This window comes from Pseudomonas sp. GW456-E7 (genome assembly GCF_059424105.1).
Window position 1 is genome coordinate 1 of sequence record NZ_JBWKZB010000074.1, and the last position, 19656, is coordinate 19656.

Sequence of the window (19656 nt, forward strand, 5' to 3'; positions counted from 1 at the left end):
GACCGCCGTGGGGGAGTCGATCACCGTCGACAGCACCGAGATCAACACGTTGAACCAGGAAGGCGTGGAGAACCTGCAGGCGACCTTGCGTGCGTGTGCCGATCTTGAGCAGCAGGCGGCGCGGTTGAAGCAGTTGGTGGGAAGCTTCAGGATCTAAGGCGCACTCACCGGCCCCTTCGCGAGCAAGCCCGCTCCCACACTGGATCTCCAGTGCGACAAAGTTCCCTGTGGGAGCGGGCTTGCTCGCGAAGGCGGCATCAGCCGCCATGAAGATCTAGAACCTCGACCCAGGCTTCGACAGAAACGCCAACTCCTCAGCCGTAGACGCCCTCCCCAACACCGCATTGCGATGCGGAAACCGCCCAAACTGCGCAATCACTTGCTGATGCCGCTCGGCATAGTCCAGGTAATCGCTGAACAGTGCCCGATCGCTTTCCGGCTGCTGCGCCACCAATTCGATATAGCGCGAGACACCTTCATTCTGCACCGCCAGGTTCTCGCTATGCTCGAACACCAGGTAGATGAACACCCGCTGGATCGGCTGCAACTGCCGGTCGAAATCCGCGGCAATGCCTTGCGCCACCAGTGCCTGAGCCCTGATGTCACCGGAAAAAGCCTTGGGAGAATCGCGAAAGATCATTCGCGGGAGTTGATCGAGCAACAGCACCAGGGCCAGCCAACCTTCGGGACGTTGCATCCACTCGGTCAATCCGCCGGCCAGTGCCTGCTCGACCCAGTCCCCGAAACGCTCACGCGCTTCGAGGTCCTGGCTGTCGCGCTTGCCGAACCACAACCTGCCCTTCTGCGCCGCCACTTCGCTCGCCGATCCGGAGCTTCCGAACCACCAATCAAGCAACGGCTGCCAGGGCGCAGTCATGGATTATTCCTTGTGATAAGCCGTGACGCGGGCCACTTCTTCTTTCGAACCGAGGAACACCGCCACACGCTGGTGCAGGCCTTCGGGCTGGATGTCGAGGATGCGCTGGTGGCCGTCGGTGGACGCGCCGCCCGCCTGCTCCACCAGGAACGACATCGGGTTGGCTTCGTACATCAGGCGCAGCTTGCCCGGCTTGGACGGTTCGCGGCTGTCACGTGGGTACATGAACAGACCGCCGCGGGTCAGGATGCGGTGCACGTCGGCTACCATCGCGGCGACCCAGCGCATGTTGTAGTTCTTTTTCAGCGGACCTTCATCGCCTGCCAGCAATTCGCCGACGTAGCGCTGTACCGGTGCTTCCCAGTGACGCTGGTTGGACGCGTTGATGGCAAATTCCTGGGTGGCTTCAGGAATGGTGATGTTCTCGTGGGTCAGTACGAAGCTGCCCATTTCACGGTCCAGGGTGAAGCCTTTCACGCCGTCGCCCAGGGTCAGGATCAGCATGGTCTGTGGACCGTAGATCGCGTAACCGGCGGCCACTTGCTGGGTGCCTGGCTGCAGGAAGGCCTTTTCATTCAAAGGTTCGTTCTGGCTCAGGTATTCGTTCGGGCAACGCAGTACCGAGAAGATAGTGCCGACCGGGGCGTTGATGTCGATGTTCGACGAACCGTCCAGCGGGTCGAATACCAGCAGGTACGCGCCTTTCGGGTATTTGCCCGGGATCTGGTAGGCGTTGTCCATTTCTTCGGACGCCATGCCGGCCAGGTGACCGCCCCATTCGTTGGCTTCGAGCAGGATTTCGTTGGAGATCACGTCGAGCTTCTTCTGCACTTCGCCCTGGACGTTTTCAGTGCCCATGCTGCCCAGTACACCACCCAGGGCGCCTTTGGACACGGCGTGGTTGATCTCCTTGCAGGCACGCGCCACCACTTCGATCAGGAAGCGCAGATCGGCAGGAGTGTTGTTGCTGCGGGTCTGCTCAATCAAATAGCGACTCAAGGTAACGCGGGACATGGAAGGCTCCGGTGGAATGGGGGGCTAAAAACCCGCGCAGTTTAACGCGAGTCGGGGCGCATTTCCTCCTATCAGACGTGATCCGCCGAAGAGAGTTCATGCGCGGGGTTGAGCGTAGATGGAAATGGGCGGGGTGTGAGCTGGAAAGTAGCGCTCATCTCAGCATTTTTATTGACTGATATACCGCTATCGCGAGCAAGCTCGCTCCCACAGGGACAGCGCAATACCTGTGGGAGCGAGCTTGCTCGCGATTGGGTGCGCAGCACCCACAATCAAGGTTTGGCAGTAGACTTGCGCAGCAAACTGAACGCCATCGCCGCCAGAAACACCACGCAGAGCAGCAACACCGCCCACAACCCGAATTTCTTCCAGTGGCTGTCGACCGGCGCAGACGTGGCGCCAGCCGACGGCTGCGTCGCCACCGCCCCGACATCCACCAGGGCCCGGCCCAGGGTCGCCAGCTTCTGCGGGCTGTAATCCGGAATCAGCGTCGACAGCGGCAAGTTCGCCGCCTTCGCCGCGGCATTCCCCACCATCAGCGTGTATGGCCCTGGCCCACGTGCCAGAAACACCAGTTGCGTGGCGCGCATGGCAAACTTCAGCGTCGGCGCCTGATCGCCCAGGCCGCCACCACGTTCGTCCACGGTCAATTTCAATTGCTGGACGATTTGCCCAGACAACTGCAATTGGTTTTGCACCGCGTCCTGACCATTCTGCGTCAGGCGATAGAGCAAACCACTGCCCAACGGCTGCCATGGCAGGCTGCTGTCGCGCCGGCCGGCCAGGCTCACTGGCGCCAGGCTGTTGGGCTGGCTCAACTCGACCTGCACCCGCTCGACATTCAGCCCCATCGGCAACTGCCAGGTGTATTCACCCGCCTTCACGCTGCTGCCGGTCAACGCCTGGGACCAGACCAACGGCAGCGGCAGGCTGCGGGTACTGGCGCTTTGCAGTTGCGCCGAAGTCAGTGTCGGCGCCGAATGCGGAGTGATCCACAGCAACCGCAGGTAACGCGCCGACTGGCCCGGCAGGTTGACCTCATGCTGTTCGACCCGCTCGTCGGAAAAGGTCAAGCGCGCCACCTGCCCTTCGCCCCAGGACTGCCAATGCTGCAGATCATCGCTGGCTTCGACGGTGAAACGCTGGAAGCCGTCGCGTTCGCTGGTCCAGTCGAGAATCAATTGCTGCAATGGCGCCTTGATAGCGGACGCGTCCAGCAACCAGCCGCGCAACTCCTCCTCACCCGCCTCCAACTGACTGGAGGGCTGCACCTCGACCAAGGTGCCGTTGGTGCTCGATTGCACCCGCACACTCGGCGCGGTTTCAGTGGCGTCCACCGAGTTGTACAGCGGAAACCATTTCACCTCGGTCAAGGTACGCGTTTCATTGCTCCGCGCCGCCTCCCGGGCCAAGGCATAAGCCTGAACTTCACCTACGGCGTTGAATACACGCACATCGCTCAGGTCCGCCTGCCGTGCATTCAGTTGTACGCTCAGGGGCAGTTCAAGGCGATACCAAGGTCCTTCGCCCGTTACCGACAAAGGCACTTGGGTGGTGAAGTCCGCCGGTTTTTCCTGGGCAACCGCCGACAACACCACACCCATGGCAACAATGCCCAGCCAACCCAGGTTCAGCTTCTGACTCAAGACGACACTCCTTGTGATTCCGGGACCGGTTTCCCGCTATCCGGCACGGCTTCGGCACGTTTGGGCGGTAGCGGAGCGAAATACCCCACCACCAGCAGCAACACGCCAACACCAATAAACGACACGATCCGCGCCAGCCCGCCGCGATTGCTCAATTCGACAAAAAACAGCTTGGCCACGACCACGCCAATCAAGGCCGCACCGATCAGCCAGACTTCGCGACGGCGACGCAAATGGCCGCCGATCATCAGGCTCAGGGCCATCAAGGTCCAGACAATGGACAGGCCGGCCTGTACTCGCATCGACTCCAGCAACAGATCCAGCTCGAACGGCACCGCGCTCCAATGGTGCATCGTGCGCATCACCAAGGCCGTAAAGAACACGAACAACGAGGCACCTGCGACCCCTTGCGTGGCAATGGCGGCGTACTCCTTGCGGACATCCAGTTGGGGCATGGCGCTGCGCGACCAGACATAGACGCCGAACAACGCAAACAACAGGCCCAGCTCCAGCGGGTTGATCAATGGCACGTAAGGCAGTGGCTCGGCGTTGCCCTCACTGGCGATATTTGCCAGCCAGAACCAGCCGAGCATCAGCAAGGCCAGCGGCGCAGCGGCGTACACGCGGTACTCCCGAGGATAGGCCGACACCGGCCAAGGCCATGCGCGAGGCGCTGCCATCAACACCAGATACAGGCTTGGCAGAATCGCCCAGCCCAACCAGCGCCAGGCGTTGTATTGCTCGGACAACACCAGCAAGGCGTAACGCAGTTCCAGCGCCAGCACGCCCATCAACAGCCAGCAGCCGAGCACATGGGCGACGCTCAGCACGGGCGCTGGCAGCATGGGCACCAGGCGTCGCAGGGACATGAAATGCACGACGAACACGGCGGCCCACGCCAGCCAGCCGAAGTTGGCCGCCGGGTGATAACGCGAGTGCCAGGCCGCGAGCAGCACCAGCGCCGCAGCGGGAATCAACACCGTGCCGAGTCCCCCCAGTGACGGCCATTTCAGGCGCAGCGCCAATACCGTCCACAGCACAACACTCACGGCAGCGATGCCCAACAACAAAGTCGCCTGCATCGACTGCGGCGCAAAATGCAGCACTTCGATGACCCAGGCCAGCGCCCACCAACCCGCGCCCCACACCAGCAACGCCTGGGACAAGCGCAACAGACTCAGCCCTTTGAACGCGGTGAGCGAATGACCGATCTGCAAACGCCAGGCCCCGACCATCGCGGCCAGCCCCAGCACCAGCGGCGCCCAGAAACCGCCATGGGCCAGGGGCTTCAGACCGTCACTGAACTGCGGCCCTGCCGTCAGGAACAGCGCGCCACCCAACAATTGCACAGCGAGCGCGGTGAACACGAACGTGCGCGATTGCAGGTGCATACCAACAAACAGCGTAAGCGCCCCGGCCAAGGCCCAACTGATCACCGTGCCGTGGCTGAAGAAAAACAAGGGTGCCAGCAAATAGAGAAACGCCAGCCCGAGACAAGCCAATACCGGCAGACCATTGAGCTCCCATGGCCTGATCTGCTGCGGCAAGGCTTTACGCAATTGGTAGAAGCTGAACAGCAGCGCGACGCCCAGTAACAGCGCACCTAGCGGTACGCCGCCGAGCAGGCTGCTCTCGCTGTCGTGCAGCTCGCTGAGAAACGCCAGCGCCGCCCCCAATTGCAGCAGCAAGGCAAAGGCCCGGCCCAGTGGCCTTTGTTGGCGCAGACCGAGCCAGAAGATCCCCGCGCCTTCCACCGCCCATGCGGCCGTCGTCCAGCGCGCATCGAGCCCCAGCGGTATCGCCAGGCTGGCGAAGATCACGCCCAGGGCCAGGCAGGTTTCGCCCAACAACAGCGTACGCCCGGCCATCAGCCAACGGGCAAGCCCCATGTAAATCATGCCCATTGCCAAGGCACTGAATGCAGCAGCGAATTCCAGATGCTGCACCAGAGCGAACTGCAAGCCGAAACCCGCCAGTGGCGGGCCGAACAGCAGCGTGCCGTCGACGTAGTCACCCTTGCGCGCCGACCAGCGCAGCAGTGCTTCGCGACTGCCGTCTGCGGGTGTATCGCCCATATCCATCAATCTGCGCCGGGCGAACAGCAGACCAATGGCCACGTACATCAGGAAAAACAAAATCAGAAACGGCTCGGTGCTCCACAACAGCTCCGGCGAGTAGGAGCGCAGGCCCCAGGCGAATCCGATGCCGAAAGTGCCGGTGAAGCCGATGACATTCAACAGACGCCAGGCCTTGAACCAGGCGATGGCGAAGATGCCGGCGTTGAGCAGGGTAAAGTAGCTGAACAGCGCGACATGGCTGCCGGCGCCGGTGGAGGCCAGGAGGGGCGCGGCGAATCCGCCAAGGGCGGCCGCGGCGGCCAGCCCCAGGGAATCCTGGGCAATGGCGAGAATCGCCGAACAGACCGTTACCGCCACCAGCAAGCCAAACCCCGCCGAGGGATCGAGCAACGGATGCAGGCGCATCGCGGCAAACACCGTCAGGTACATCACGGCGATCCCGGCACCCTGCAGGATCAACGCGTAACTGCTGTTGCGGGCCCTCAACCACCAACCCAGCCCGAGCAGCCCCAGTGCTGTGGCAGCCACGCCTGCGTAGCGCAACTCAACCGGCACCACCACGCCTTCAGTGGCATAGCGCAGCAGAAAGGCCAGGCCGAGGAACAGCAGCACCACGCCGACGCGCAACACGGTATTGCCGCCGAACAACCAGGCGCGGGCGCGACTGATGGCACGGTCGATGAGATTAGGGCCACGCGGGGAGCCAGGCGATTGTGCTTCGCGAGCGGTCGGTTCTGGCTTCCAGGCATCGGCGGCCGGACGCCTGATTTCGCTGGCCGCTGCCTGGATTGGCTCGAGTTCGGGCGGCAGTTCCCAGATCAATTCCGTGGCTGCGGCAGGGGCTTCATCAAGGAAGGTTTCAGGTGAGACAAGCGGTTCGCGGGTTTCCGGCGCCTTGCCGCCCGATGCTTCGAGCAGCGTCAGCCGTTGCTCGACCGCTTGCAGGGCTGCCTGCGCCTGCTCCAGCAAACGCCGCTGCTCGACGGCCTGCGAGTCCATGCGCGCCAAGCGAAGGGCCTGGCCGATACCCAATCCGAGTAATGCGCCCAGCAGCGCATCGCTGAATGACTCGTCGAGTATCCAGCCGAGCACCAGCCCTATCAGCATGAACATCCATTGCATGGTCGATATCCCTAAGCGCATTGGCCAATCCGGAAAGATTAGCTCAGCCGTATCCATAAAGATCGCAGCCTTTGGCAGCTCCTACAGGATGGGTGTAGGAACTGCCGAAGGCTGCGATCTTTTCCGGCGCGCCAGTATATCCACCTGCCTGAAGACTTACTCCAGCGCCTTCCAGATTTCCGTGGCGTACTCGCGAATGGTCCGGTCCGACGAGAACCAGCCCATCCGCGCCGTGTTCAACACCGCTGAACGCCACCACTCCTTCGAATCGTGCCAATGGGCTTCGACGCGCATCTGCGCATGCCAGTAGGAATCGAAGTCGGCGCAGACCAGGAAGCGATCGTAATCCACCAGCGAATCGATCAACCCGGTGTAACGGGACGGATCATCCGGCGAGAACACCCCCCCACGAATCGCTTGCAGCACATCGTTCAGGCGATGGGACGCGGCGATGTCCGGTACGGCGCTGAACTCATGGTTCTGCTTGCGCGCCTCCACCTGCTGCGCGCTGAGGCCGAAGATGAACATATGCTCGGCACCAATGCGGTCGCACATTTCCACGTTGGCCCCGTCCAGGGTGCCGATGGTCAGCGCGCCGTTCAGGCCGAACTTCATGTTGCTGGTGCCTGAGGCTTCGAAACCGGCGGTGGAAATCTGCTCAGACAAATCCGCCGCCGGAATGATGCTCTCCGCCAGGCTGACGTTGTAGTTGGGCAGGAACACCACTTTGAGCAAGCCGCGCACGGTCGGGTCGTTGTTCACCACCCGGGCGATGTCATTGGTCAGTTTTATGATCAGTTTGGCCTGGTGATAACTCGCGGCAGCCTTGCCGGCGAATATCTTCACCCGTGGCACCCAGTCGATTTCAGGTTCGGCGCGGATTGCCTGGTACAACGCCACGGTGTGCATCAGGTTGAGCAACTGGCGTTTGTACTCATGGATGCGCTTGACCTGCACGTCGAACATCGCCGCCGGGTTGACCGCAACGCCCAAGCGCTCATGAATCAGGTACGCCAGGGCTTTCTTGCTGTGCAGGCGTTGCTCGGCGAACGCTTTGCGGAACGCGCTTTTCTCGGCGAACGGCTCGAGGGCTAGCAGACGCTCTTCCGGGTTGTCCAAAACCTCGGGGCCCAGGGCATCGACCAGCATCGAGGTCAGCTCGGGGTTGGCCTGGTACAGCCAGCGGCGGAAGGTAATGCCATTGGTCTTGTTGTTGATTCGCTCCGGGTACAGCTTGTGCAGTTCGGAGAACACAGTTTTGCGCATCAGTTGCGTGTGCAAACCGGACACGCCGTTGACGCTGTGGGAGCCGAGAAACGCCAGGTTGCCCATGCGCACCCGGCGTCCATTGTCTTCCTCGATCAGCGACACCGCGCGCAGCACGTCGAAGTCGTGGATGCCTTTGGCCCGCAGGGAGTCGATGTGGTGGGCGTTGATCAGGTAAATGATCTGCATGTGCCGCGGCAACATGCGCTCCATCAAGCCGACCGGCCAGGTTTCCAGCGCTTCGGGCAACAAGGTGTGGTTGGTGTAGGAGAGCGTATCGACGGTGACCTGCCACGCCGCATCCCACGCCACGTCATAGACGTCGACCAGTTGCCGCATCAGTTCAGCCACGGCAATCGAGGGGTGCGTGTCGTTGAGCTGGATCGAGGCGTGATCGCCCAGGGTCAGCACCGAAGTGTGCATGTTGCGATGGCGGCGCAACAGATCCTGCAACGAGGCGGCGACGAAGAAGTACTCCTGGCGCAGGCGCAACTCCTGGCCGGCCTCGGTGCTGTCCGCCGGGTACAGCACCCGGGAGATGCTTTCGGCCCGGGCCACTTCGGCCACGGCGCCCAGGTGGTCACCGGCGTTGAAACGCTCCAGGTGCAGATCTTCCATGGCCCGGGCGCGCCACAGTCGCAACGTGTTGACGCTCGCCCCGCGCCAGCCGACCACCGGCGTGTCGTAGGCAATCGCCCGCACGGTTTCCGCCGGGGACCAGACTTGCCGGGATTTGCCGGTGTCGTCGGTCAGGGTCTCGACACTGCCGCCGAAACCAATGGTGTAGACCACTTCCGGCCGCTCGAACTCCCACGGGTTGCCGAAATCCAGCCAGTGTTCGGTCTGCTCCTGCTGCCAGCCGTCGACAATCGCCTGGCGGAACAACCCGTGTTCATAGCGGATGCCGTAGCCATGACCGGCGATGCCGAGGGTCGACATGCTTTCCAGGAAACACGCCGCCAGACGCCCCAGGCCGCCGTTGCCCAGGGCCGCATCAGGTTCCAGCAGGCGGATGCGCTCAAGGTCGACGCCGAGTTCGGTCAGGGCTTCGCGCGCCACGTCGAGCAGGCCGAGGTTGCTCAGGCTGTCGAACAGCAGCCGGCCGATGAGGAATTCGAGGGAAAGGTAATAAACGCGCTTCTGGCCTTTGCGGTAGATCTGCCGCGTGTGGTCCATCCAGTGCTCGACCATGTGATCCCGCGCGGCCAGGGCAATGGCTTCGAACCAGTCATGGTCGAAGGCGTGATCCGGGTCTTTACCCACTGCATAAGTGAGTTTGGTCAAGACGGCGTCGCGGAATGCGGCCACCTCTGCTTCGCGAACAAGTGGTTCTTGAGTCATCGATAGGACCTCGAGCGAGCTTGGAGTTGTCTGAGCCTAGACGGTCTGACAGGCGGTACAGGCTCTGGTTCGGCAGTTTTTCCTGTAAGTGCGAATCGGGTCGGCAATACATTGTCGAGTACCTGATTCAATGCAGGGGCCGTGCCGGATTAGCGGTTTATTGGCCGACAGTGAAAAAATCTGGCGAAAGGTTGTTCAAAAATCCACCAGTCCCGGTATGATCGCGCGCCCTGATGCACACGCTGGTAACAAACGATGATGAAGCCGAACCTGATCGCTGCCGCAGAGATCGACCGCCTCGATACCTGGGCCAAGTACTCTGCCCCGATGTGCGGCTCGTGCATGTCCAGCTGCTGCACCCTGCCTGTCGAGGTCAAGATCAAGGACCTGATCCGCATCGGCGTGGTCGATGAGTTCGAGCTGGGCGATCCGCCGAAGAACATCGCCAAACGCCTGCAAAAGGAAGGTCTGGTCGAGCGTTTCAACCAGAAGTCAGGAATCTTTACCCTCCAGCGCATGAGCAACAACGATTGCCTGTATCTGGATCGTAAGAGCCGTCTGTGCACTATTTATGATAAGCGCCCGGATACTTGCCGCAACCACCCGAAAATCGGCCCGCGGCCAGGATATTGCGCGTACAAGCCGAAGGAAGTGGAGCGCGAGCGGAATTCGCGCAGTATCGAGCGGTTCTGATATTTCCTGAAACCAGTGGCGGTTGATCGGCCGCCATCGCGAGCAAGCTCGCTCCCACAGTGTTCGAGGTGAACCACAAGTTGTGTGAACACCACAGAACCCCTGTGGGAGCGAGCTTGCTCGCGATGAGGCCGGCACAAACACCGCACAAACCGCAGACAAACAAAAACGCCCCCGGCCTTTCGACCGGGGGCGTTTTCGTTCAGCCGGGGCTAAATCTTATGCCTTGGCTTTCTTGGCAGCGCGGGTACGCTCGCTTTCGTCCAGGATCTTCTTGCGAAGACGGATGGACTTAGGCGTCACTTCACACAGCTCGTCGTCCTGGATGAATTCCAGAGCCTGTTCCAGGGTGAAGCGAACAGGTGGAACCAGAGCGATGGTTTCGTCTTTACCCGAAGCACGCATGTTGTCGAGCTTCTTGCCCTTGGTAGGGTTGACGCCCAGGTCGTTGTCACGGCTGTTCAGACCAACGATCTGACCGTTGTAGATTTCCTGACCGTGTTCTACGAACAGCTTGCCACGCGCCTGCAGGGTTTCCAGGGAGTAGGTCAGTGCCTTGCCGGTTTCAACCGAAACCAGAACGCCGTTCTGACGGCCGGACATGTCGCCGGACTTCATCACGTCGTAACGGTCGAAGATCGAGGTCAGGATGCCAGCGCCGTTGGTCAGGGTCAGGAACTGGTTACGGAAACCGATCAGACCACGAGCAGGGATGTTGTATTCCAGACGTACACGGCCCTTGCCATCCGGCACCATGTTGGTCAGGTCGCCCTTACGCAGGCCCATCTCTTCCATCACCTTGCCCTGGGATTCTTCCGGCAGGTCGATGGTGACGTTTTCGAACGGTTCGTGCTTCACGCCGTCAACCAGACGGATGATCACTTCCGGACGGCCTACAGCCATTTCGAAGCCTTCGCGACGCATGGTTTCGATCAGTACCGAGAGGTGCAGTTCGCCACGGCCGGAAACCTTGAACTTGTCAGCCGAGTCGCCTTCTTCAACGCGCAGTGCAACGTTGTACAGCAGCTCTTTGTCCAGACGTTCCTTGATGTTACGGGAAGTCACGAACTTGCCTTCTTTACCGCAGAATGGCGAGTCGTTTACCTGGAAGGTCATGGAAACGGTTGGCTCGTCGACGGTCAACGGCTTCATCGCTTCAACGGTGTCCGGGTGGCACAGGGTGTCGGAGATGAACAGCGAGTCCATACCGCTGATGCACACGATGTCGCCTGCAGCAGCTTCTTCAACGTCTACACGGTGCAGACCGTGGTGACCCATCAGCTTCAGGATACGACCGTTACGCTTCTTGCCGTCGGCGCCGATAGCCACAACCGGAGTGTTCGGCTTGACGCGACCGCGAGCGATACGGCCAACGCCGATAACACCCAGGAAGCTGTTGTAGTCCAGTGCGGAGATCTGCATCTGGAACGGACCGTCACGGTCGACTTTCGGCGCCGGTACGTTGTCGACGATCGACTGGTACAGCGGGGTCATGTCTTCAGCCATTTCGGTGTGGTCCAGACCGGCAATACCGTTCAGGGCCGAGGCGTAGACGACTTTGAAGTCCAGCTGTTCTTCGGTGGCGCCCAGGTTGTCGAACAGGTCGAAGATCTGGTCCAGAACCCAGTCCGGACGCGCGCCTGGACGGTCAACCTTGTTGATGCACACGATTGGACGCAGGCCGGCTTCGAAAGCCTTCTTGGTCACGAAACGGGTTTGCGGCATAGGGCCGTCTTGAGCGTCAACCAGCAGCAGAACGGAGTCGACCATCGACATTACGCGTTCAACTTCGCCGCCGAAGTCGGCGTGGCCCGGGGTGTCCACGATGTTGATGTGGTAGCCGTTCCAGTTGATGGCGGTGTTTTTCGCCAGAATGGTAATACCGCGCTCTTTTTCCTGGTCGTTGGAGTCCATCACGCGCTCGTCGTTGAGCTCGTTGCGCTCCAGGGTGCCGGATTGACGCAGGAGTTTGTCTACCAGGGTGGTTTTACCATGGTCAACGTGGGCAATGATGGCGATGTTGCGTAGATTTTCGATCACTTGTGTATCTCGATCAGAGGATTCGGTGTGCTGACAAGTCTTGGCAGCGATTAACAGTAGCGTCCGTGAAAGCCGTTACAGCTTGACGGTGGCGTCGGGGGGCCGGTGACGCAGGCCACAGGCAAACAGCCCCGGGCACTTAGCTCGGTCGATAAACGCGCACATTGGCATGCCCCTCACTGAGCAAATGGTGGGCATGCAGGCGACTCATCACGCCTTTGTCGCAATACAGCAGGTACTGGCGAGTAGGGTCCAGTTCCTTGAAACGAGCGTTCACTGCATAAAACGGCATCGTTTGTACCTCGATGCCAGCGAGTTCCAGCGGGTCGTCTTCAGCGGCATCCGGGTGACGGATGTCGATGACGATCTGACCGGCCAGCGCTTCGCTGACTTCTTCAATCTGCAAGTCCTGGCCCAATTCGTCGATCACGCGATCGATCGGCACCAGCTTGGCGTTTTCGAGCGCACGCTCGAGCACCGCCATATCGAATTCTTTCTCTTCGTGCTCGACACGGTAGCGCTTGGCGGCGGTCTTCGGATTGACCGAAATGACCCCGCAGTACTCCGGCATGTGCCGGGCGAAATCGGCGGTGCCGATCTCGTTGGCCGTGTCGATGATGTCTTGCTTGTGGCTGGCGATCAGCGGGCGCAAGACCAATTTGTCGGTCACGCAATCGATCACTGACAGGTTCGGCAGCGTCTGGCTCGACACCTGGGAAATCGCCTCACCGGTGACGAGGGCCTCGATGTGCAGTCGATCGGCAATTTGGGACGAAGCGCGCAACATCATACGCTTCAATACTACGCCCATATGACTGTTATCGACTTTGCCGAGAATTTCGCCCAGCACTTCCTCGAATGGCACACTGACAAATAACACGCGTTGGGAGCTGCCGTACTTCTTCCAGATGAAATGCGCGACTTCCATGACGCCCAGTTCGTGGGCACGTCCGCCCAGGTTGAAGAAGCAGAAATGCGCCATCAGGCCGCGGCGCATGATCTGGTAGGCCGCCACGGTGGAATCGAAGCCACCGGACATCAGCACCAGCGTCTGCTCCAAGGCGCCCAGCGGATATCCGCCGATGCCGTTGTGCTGGCTGTGGATCACGAACAACCGTTGGTCGCGAACTTCGATGCGGACTTCGATTTCAGGCTTTTTCAGGTCGATCCCGGCGGCACCACACTGACGGCGCAACTGACTGCCGACATATTTTTCGACATCTATCGAGCTGAATGGGTGCTTGCCGGCACGCTTGCAACGCACCGAAAAAATCTTGCCGGCCAGTGCATCGCCGTAGTGCTGCTTGCACTTTTCAACGATGTCGTCGAAATCACCCAGCGGGTACTCGTCGATTTGCAGGAAGTGCGCGACGCCCGGCATGCAGCTCAGGCGCTCGCCCATCTCCTTCAGGGCCTTGGGGTCGCTGACACGGGTTTCCAGCTCGAGGTTGTCCCACACGCCGTTCACCACCACAGCCGGGTCCAGATCGCGGAGCACGGCACGGATGTTCTTGGCCAATTGGCGGATGAAACGCATCCGTACCGGGCGGCTCTTGATGGTGATCTCGGGGAAGACTTTTACGATTAATTTCATGGAAACAGCGCGCGCAGGGCCTGCCGAAAAAGGGGGGCGCGGATTATAGCGGAAATTGCTCAAGGTTTAACCAGTTAATGTGCAGAAGGTTTTGCGCGCACCAAAACGGGTCATTTATTGAAATGAACGCCACATTGTAGGGCGGTATTTTTAGCTTTATGGTGCTTTTCCGCCTGATAGGCGTGAAATTGGGGCAAAAAACCCATGCTGGGGCACTGGCATGCAATTTGCTCCCTTGTGAGGCAGGTTGCCTTGGCAGAGTATTCGCGCCGGCATCACCCACATTTAAGGGCATCCACTACTAGCCCGAAGCCACCCGGAGGACACTATGTCGAAGTCGGTTCAACTCATCAAAGATCATGACGTCAAATGGATTGATCTGCGCTTCACGGACACCAAAGGCACTCAGCACCACGTGACCATGCCGGCTCGCGATGCGCTGGATGACGACTTCTTCGAAGTCGGCAAAATGTTCGACGGCTCCTCCATCGCTGGCTGGAAAGGCATCGAAGCCTCCGACATGATCCTGATGCCGGACGACTCCACCGCAGTTCTCGATCCGTTCACCGAAGAACCGACCCTGATCCTGGTCTGCGACATCATCGAGCCTTCGAGCATGCAAGGCTACGACCGCGACCCACGTGCGATCGCCAAGCGCGCCGAAGAGCACCTGAAAGCCACCGGTATCGGTGACACCGTATTCGCAGGTCCAGAGCCAGAGTTCTTCATCTTTGACCAGGTGAAGTTCAAGTCCGACATTTCCGGCTCCATGTTCAAGATCTACTCCGAACAAGGTTCCTGGATGTCCGACCAGGACATCGAAGGCGGCAACAAGGGTCACCGTCCAGGCGTCAAAGGCGGCTACTTCCCGGTTCCACCGTTCGACCACGACCACGAAATCCGTACCTCCATGTGCAACGCACTGGAAGAAATGGGCCTGACCGTCGAAGTTCACCACCACGAAGTGGCGACTGCCGGCCAGAACGAAATCGGCGTCAAGTTCAACACCCTGGTGAAGAAAGCCGACGAAACCCAAACCCTGAAGTACGTCGTGCACAACGTTGCCGATGCCTACGGCCGCACCGCGACCTTCATGCCTAAGCCACTGTACGGCGACAACGGCTCGGGCATGCACGTGCACATGTCCATCTGGAAAGATGGCAAGAACACCTTCGCAGGCGAAGGCTATGCCGGCCTGTCCGACACCGCCCTGTACTTCATCGGCGGCATCATCAAGCACGGCAAGGCCCTGAACGGCTTCACCAACCCGGCGACCAACTCCTACAAGCGTCTGGTTCCAGGCTTCGAAGCACCAGTAATGCTGGCCTACTCGGCTCGCAACCGTTCCGCTTCGATCCGCATTCCTTACGTGTCGAGCCCGAAAGCCCGCCGTATCGAAGCACGCTTCCCGGATCCGGCTGCCAACCCTTACCTGTGCTTCGCCGCACTGCTGATGGCTGGCCTGGACGGCATCCAGAACAAGATCCACCCTGGCGACGCTGCTGACAAAAACCTGTACGACCTGCCGCCTGAAGAGGCGAAAGAGATTCCACAAGTTTGCGGCAGCCTGAAGGAAGCCCTGGAAGAGCTGGACAAAGGTCGTGCGTTCCTGACCAAAGGCGGCGTTTTCAGCGATGACTTCATCGACGCTTACATCGCCCTGAAAAGCGAAGAAGAAATCAAGGTACGTACCTTCGTACACCCACTGGAATACGAGCTGTACTACAGCTGCTGATCCGGTAGCGCTGCGGCACGCGGCGTGACAAAAAAGAGGCCTCCTTCGGGAGGCCTTTTTTGTGCCGAAAGTCAAAAGATCGCAGCCTTCGGCAGCTCCTACATGGGATTGGCGTACATCCTGTAGGAGCTGCCGAAGGCTGCGATCTTTTGATCCTGTTTTACTTGGGACAACCACCTCCCCTGACCTATGCTGCAATCCAACGCTTTCGCTTCCGGTCGATTCCATGGGTCGTGGTTTTCTGTTCATCCTGCTGCTGATCGCCCTGCCCACTATGGCGCAGATCTACAAATACACAGACGCCAACGGCGCCACTGCGTACAGCAATCAACCGCCTGACGGCACCAGCGCCCAACCGGTCCACTTGCCGCCCCTCAACAGCATTGAGCGCCAGCCTGGCGAAGCCGCGCCTGTTACTGAAGCCGCCCCGAATGAGCAGTCCCAAAAGCCCTATGAAGTGCTGGAGCTGACGGGCCTGCCCAATACCGAAGCACTGCGCGTCAACAATGGCACCTTCACGATAAACGTACTGATCAAGCCACGCCTGCAAGGCCCCCACCTGATGCGCCTGCTGCTGGACGGCCAGCCCTACGGCCAGCCAGCCAACGTGCCGATCCTGCAACTGGTGAACATCGATCGCGGCGAGCATCGCCTCGCCGTGCAGGTGATCGATGGCGATAACGTTGTGCAGCAGAGCCCCACCGCAACCGTCACCGTGCAACGAGTGCACACGCCTTGAAGGCCTGGCTACTGATCGCCTGCTTCATTGCGCTGCCCACGTCGGCGCAGGTTTTTACTTACCTTGACCCCCAAGGCAATCGGGTTTTCACCGACCAGCCCAAACCCGGCAACGCCACGCGTGTACCGCAGGTAAATAGCAATCGAATGGCGGCCAAACCCACCCGTGCAGCGCCGTCGAATGCAGAAGCCAGTCCCGAAGTACAAGCGCCGTTCCACTATGACCTGTTGCGCATCCTGGTTCCGGAACCCGACGCGACCATCCGCAGCAACGCCGGTGAAGTCATCGTCAGCGTCACCAACGAACCTGCCCTGCAACCCGGTCATCGCTACCGGTTGCTGCTCGACGGCCAGCCCACCGCTGAACCCGGCCCGAGTCCGGTGTTCCCGCTGAGCAACATCGATCGCGGCAGTCATACCCTGTCCGTGGAAATCCTCGATGAACAGGGACGCATCATCGAACGCACCGCCAGCCAACCCTTCCATATGCAGCGCACGTCTCTCGCCCAGAAGCGCAAGATCAAACCCTGCACCCTCGATGACTACGGCCAGCGGCCGGAATGCCCGCCGAACGACAAACCCGCCGAAGAAAAAAATCCTTTCCTGCGACTTTTTTAACCTCATTCAGGTTTGCGCACTATATTGGTGCAACTGCTTGCACCGTACTCACATTCCAACCCATTTTGGTTCGAAATTACCCGTGAAAGCCGGCAGAACGCCACGCAAGCGAGCGTCAAACGCCTGTTTCAGGCCTTTGGCGCTTCTTTTCGGAGCCTTGGTTTACTTTTTGCAACTTCTAATTACCAACACTTGTTTCTTGCGCATGCTCCGCCCCAAAAGAGGTCCCGATGACCATTAGCGACGCACTCCACCGTTTGCTACTCGACAACCTCACCACCGCCACCATTCTGCTCGATGCCGAACTGCGCCTCGAGTACATGAACCCGGCGGCGGAGATGCTGCTGGCCATCAGCGGCCAGCGCAGCCATGGACAGTTCATCAGCGAGTTGTTTACCGAATCGACCGAAGCGCTGAACTCCTTGCGCCAGGCTGTCGAACAGGCCCACCCGTTCACCAAGCGCGAAGCCATGCTGACCGCCCTGACCGGCCAGACCCTGACCGTCGACTACGCGGTAACGCCGATTCTGAGCAATGGCGTCACGCTGCTGCTGCTTGAAGTCCACCCTCGCGACCGCTTGCTGCGGATCACCAAGGAAGAAGCACAGCTTTCCAAGCAGGAGACCAGCAAGATGCTGGTGCGCGGGCTCGCCCATGAAATCAAGAACCCCTTGGGCGGGATTCGTGGCGCGGCGCAATTGCTGGCCCGGGAACTGCCGGAAGAAAGCCTGCGCGACTACACCAACGTCATCATCGAAGAAGCCGACCGCCTGCGTAACCTGGTCGATCGCATGCTCGGCTCCAACAAGCTGCCGTCACTGGCCCTGTGCAATGTCCACGAAGTGCTGGAGCGCGTCTGCCAACTGGTGGAAGCCGAAAGCCAGGGTTGCATCACGCTGGTGCGCGACTACGACCCAAGCATTCCCGACGTATTGATCGACCGCGAACAGATGATTCAGGCCGTACTGAACATCGTGCGCAACGCGATGCAGGCCATCAGCAGCCAGAACGAGCTGCGCCTGGGCCGAATCAGCCTGCGCAGCCGTACCATGCGCCAATTCACCATCGGCCATGTGCGCCATCGCCTGGTGACCAAGATCGAGATCATCGACAACGGTCCAGGCATCCCTGCGGAACTTCAGGAAACCATCTTCTTTCCCATGGTCAGCGGACGCCCGGACGGTACCGGGCTCGGCCTGGCCATTACCCAGAACATCATCAGCCAGCACCAGGGCCTGATCGAATGTGACAGCCACCCCGGCCACACCACCTTCTCGATCTTTCTGCCACTGGAACAAGGAGCCCCATCGACATGAGCCGTAGTGAAACCGTGTGGATCGTCGATGACGACCGTTCTATCCGTTGGGTCCTGGAAAAAGCCTTGCAACAGGAAGGCATGACCACGCAAAGCTTCGACAGCGCCGATGGCGTGATGAGCCGCCTGGCGCGCCAACAACCGGACGTGATCATTTCCGACATCCGCATGCCCGGCGCCAGCGGCCTGGACCTTCTGGCACGGATTCGCGAACAGCATCCACGGCTGCCGGTCATCATCATGACCGCTCACTCCGATCTGGACAGCGCTGTCGCGTCCTATCAGGGCGGCGCCTTCGAATACCTGCCCAAGCCGTTCGATGTCGACGAAGCGGTTTCCCTGGTCAAGCGCGCCAACCAGCACGCCCAGGAGCAGCAAGGCCTGGAAGTCGCCCCGACACTGACCCGCACCCCGGAAATCATCGGCGAGGCGCCTGCGATGCAGGAGGTGTTTCGCGCCATTGGTCGACTGAGCCACTCCAACATCACCGTGCTGATCAATGGCGAATCCGGTACCGGTAAAGAGCTGGTGGCCCACGCCCTGCACCGTCACAGCCCGCGCGCCGCTTCGCCGTTCATCGCGTTGAACATGGCGGCGATCCCCAAGGACCTGATGGAATCCGAACTGTTCGGCCACGAGAAAGGCGCGTTCACCGGCGCAGCCAACCTGCGTCGCGGGCGTTTTGAACAGGCGGACGGCGGCACGCTGTTCCTCGATGAAATCGGCGACATGCCCGCCGACACCCAGACCCGCTTGCTGCGAGTGCTGGCCGATGGCGAGTTCTACCGCGTCGGCGGCCATGTGCCGGTGAAGGTCGATGTGCGCATCATCGCTGCGACTCACCAGAACCTGGAAACCCTGGTGCATGCCGGGAAATTCCGCGAGGACTTGTTCCATCGCCTCAACGTGATCCGCATCCATATCCCGCGCTTGTCGGATCGTCGCGAAGACATCCCGACCCTGGCCAAGCACTTCCTCAGCCGCGCAGCCCAGGAGCTGGCAGTCGAGCCGAAGTTGCTGAAAAGCGAAACCGAGGAATACCTCAAGAACCTGCCGTGGCCGGGCAACGTGCGCCAACTGGAGAACACCTGCCGCTGGATCACGGTGATGGCTTCGGGTCGCGAAGTGCACATCAGCGACCTGCCGCCGGAGCTGCTGAGCCTGCCGCAGGATTCGGCACCGGTCACCAACTGGGAGCAAGCCCTGCGCCAATGGGCCGACCAGGCGCTGGCCCGTGGTCAATCGAGCCTGCTCGACAGCGCCGTGCCGGCCTTCGAGCGGATCATGATCGAGACCGCCCTCAAACACACCGCCGGCCGCCGCCGCGATGCCGCCGTTTTGCTGGGGTGGGGGCGTAATACCCTGACGCGCAAGATCAAGGAATTGGGGATGAAGGTGGATGGCGGGGATGATGATGAGGGGGATGAGGGTTAAACAGCCTTTAGTTATTCGCTGATCGTTAGGCCCAATCGCGAGCAAGCTCGCTCCCACAGTGGTTTTGTGTTCCCGACAAAATCAAAAGATCGCAGCCTTCGGCAGCTCCTACAGGGATACAGGCGTACCCGATCAATGTAGGAGC

14 protein-coding genes are annotated in these 19656 nt (G+C 60.4%); 7 read left to right on the top strand and 7 right to left on the bottom strand.

All coding sequences use genetic code 11. The annotated features are described in order from the left end of the window. Positions 1 to 157 (top strand): hypothetical protein (locus AC07YV_RS28285; RefSeq protein WP_173900870.1); only part of this gene is annotated, 157 nt, incomplete at its 5' end. 117 nt (positions 158 to 274) lie between these two features. Here AC07YV_RS28285 and AC07YV_RS28290 read toward each other — a convergent pair. From AC07YV_RS28290 to AC07YV_RS28310, 5 genes are all read right to left on the bottom strand, one after another. Next, positions 275 to 877: a DUF924 family protein gene (locus tag AC07YV_RS28290; RefSeq protein WP_007975528.1), complete on the bottom strand. Its 603-nt coding sequence runs from the start codon at positions 875 to 877 to the stop codon at positions 275 to 277. A gap of 3 nt (positions 878 to 880) precedes the next feature. Further along, complete coding sequence (locus AC07YV_RS28295; RefSeq protein ID WP_015093094.1) at positions 881 to 1891, bottom strand: class 1 fructose-bisphosphatase; 1011 nt, start codon at positions 1889 to 1891, stop codon at positions 881 to 883. Positions 1892 to 2163: 272 nt separating this feature from the next. Beyond that, a complete protein-coding gene (locus tag AC07YV_RS28300; protein WP_102702596.1) occupies positions 2164 to 3537 on the bottom strand; it encodes a DUF3999 domain-containing protein in 1374 nt (457 codons plus the stop codon). Beyond that, a complete protein-coding gene (locus AC07YV_RS28305; RefSeq protein WP_102702597.1) occupies positions 3534 to 6737 on the bottom strand; it encodes a DUF2339 domain-containing protein in 3204 nt (1067 codons plus the stop codon). The genes AC07YV_RS28300 and AC07YV_RS28305 overlap by 4 nt, the downstream gene beginning before the upstream one ends. Positions 6738 to 6893: 156 nt before the next feature. Beyond that, entirely contained in the window at positions 6894 to 9344 is a 2451-nt protein-coding gene (locus AC07YV_RS28310; RefSeq protein WP_102702598.1) for a glycogen/starch/alpha-glucan phosphorylase, read from the bottom strand. 255 nt (positions 9345 to 9599) lie between these two features. Here AC07YV_RS28310 and AC07YV_RS28315 point away from each other — a divergent pair, with 255 nt between their 5' ends. After that, on the top strand, positions 9600 to 10037 hold the full coding sequence (locus AC07YV_RS28315; protein WP_007970630.1) for a YkgJ family cysteine cluster protein: 438 nt from the start codon (positions 9600 to 9602) through the stop codon (positions 10035 to 10037). Positions 10038 to 10256: 219 nt separating this feature from the next. On the opposite strand, the gene typA is transcribed toward AC07YV_RS28315, so the two are convergent. Next, positions 10257 to 12077 (bottom strand): translational GTPase TypA, encoded by a 1821-nt coding sequence (gene typA / locus AC07YV_RS28320; protein WP_007970631.1) that lies wholly within the window; start codon positions 12075 to 12077, stop codon positions 10257 to 10259. Positions 12078 to 12216: 139 nt separating this feature from the next. After that, positions 12217 to 13671 carry a tRNA uracil 4-sulfurtransferase ThiI gene (thiI, locus tag AC07YV_RS28325; protein ID WP_102702599.1) on the bottom strand — a complete coding sequence of 485 codons (1455 nt, stop codon included), beginning with the start codon at positions 13669 to 13671 and terminating at the stop codon, positions 12217 to 12219. Positions 13672 to 13999: 328 nt separating this feature from the next. Between thiI and glnA the strand changes: the two genes are divergently transcribed. The 5 genes from glnA (at position 14000) to ntrC (ending at position 19511) form a co-directional block, all read left to right on the top strand. Next, a complete protein-coding gene (gene glnA / locus AC07YV_RS28330; protein ID WP_007970634.1) occupies positions 14000 to 15406 on the top strand; it encodes a glutamate--ammonia ligase in 1407 nt (468 codons plus the stop codon). Positions 15407 to 15632: 226 nt separating this feature from the next. Then, positions 15633 to 16145 carry a DUF4124 domain-containing protein gene (locus AC07YV_RS28335; protein WP_102702601.1) on the top strand — a complete coding sequence of 171 codons (513 nt, stop codon included), beginning with the start codon at positions 15633 to 15635 and terminating at the stop codon, positions 16143 to 16145. Then, positions 16142 to 16762: a DUF4124 domain-containing protein gene (locus tag AC07YV_RS28340; RefSeq protein WP_102702602.1), complete on the top strand. Its 621-nt coding sequence runs from the start codon at positions 16142 to 16144 to the stop codon at positions 16760 to 16762. Before AC07YV_RS28335 ends, AC07YV_RS28340 begins: the two co-directional genes overlap by 4 nt. Before the next feature lie 230 nt (positions 16763 to 16992). Then, complete coding sequence (gene glnL / locus AC07YV_RS28345; protein ID WP_102702603.1) at positions 16993 to 18078, top strand: nitrogen regulation protein NR(II); 1086 nt, start codon at positions 16993 to 16995, stop codon at positions 18076 to 18078. Beyond that, positions 18075 to 19511 carry a nitrogen regulation protein NR(I) gene (ntrC, locus tag AC07YV_RS28350; protein ID WP_007952518.1) on the top strand — a complete coding sequence of 479 codons (1437 nt, stop codon included), beginning with the start codon at positions 18075 to 18077 and terminating at the stop codon, positions 19509 to 19511. Before glnL ends, ntrC begins: the two co-directional genes overlap by 4 nt. The last annotated feature ends 145 nt before the right edge of the window (positions 19512 to 19656 follow it).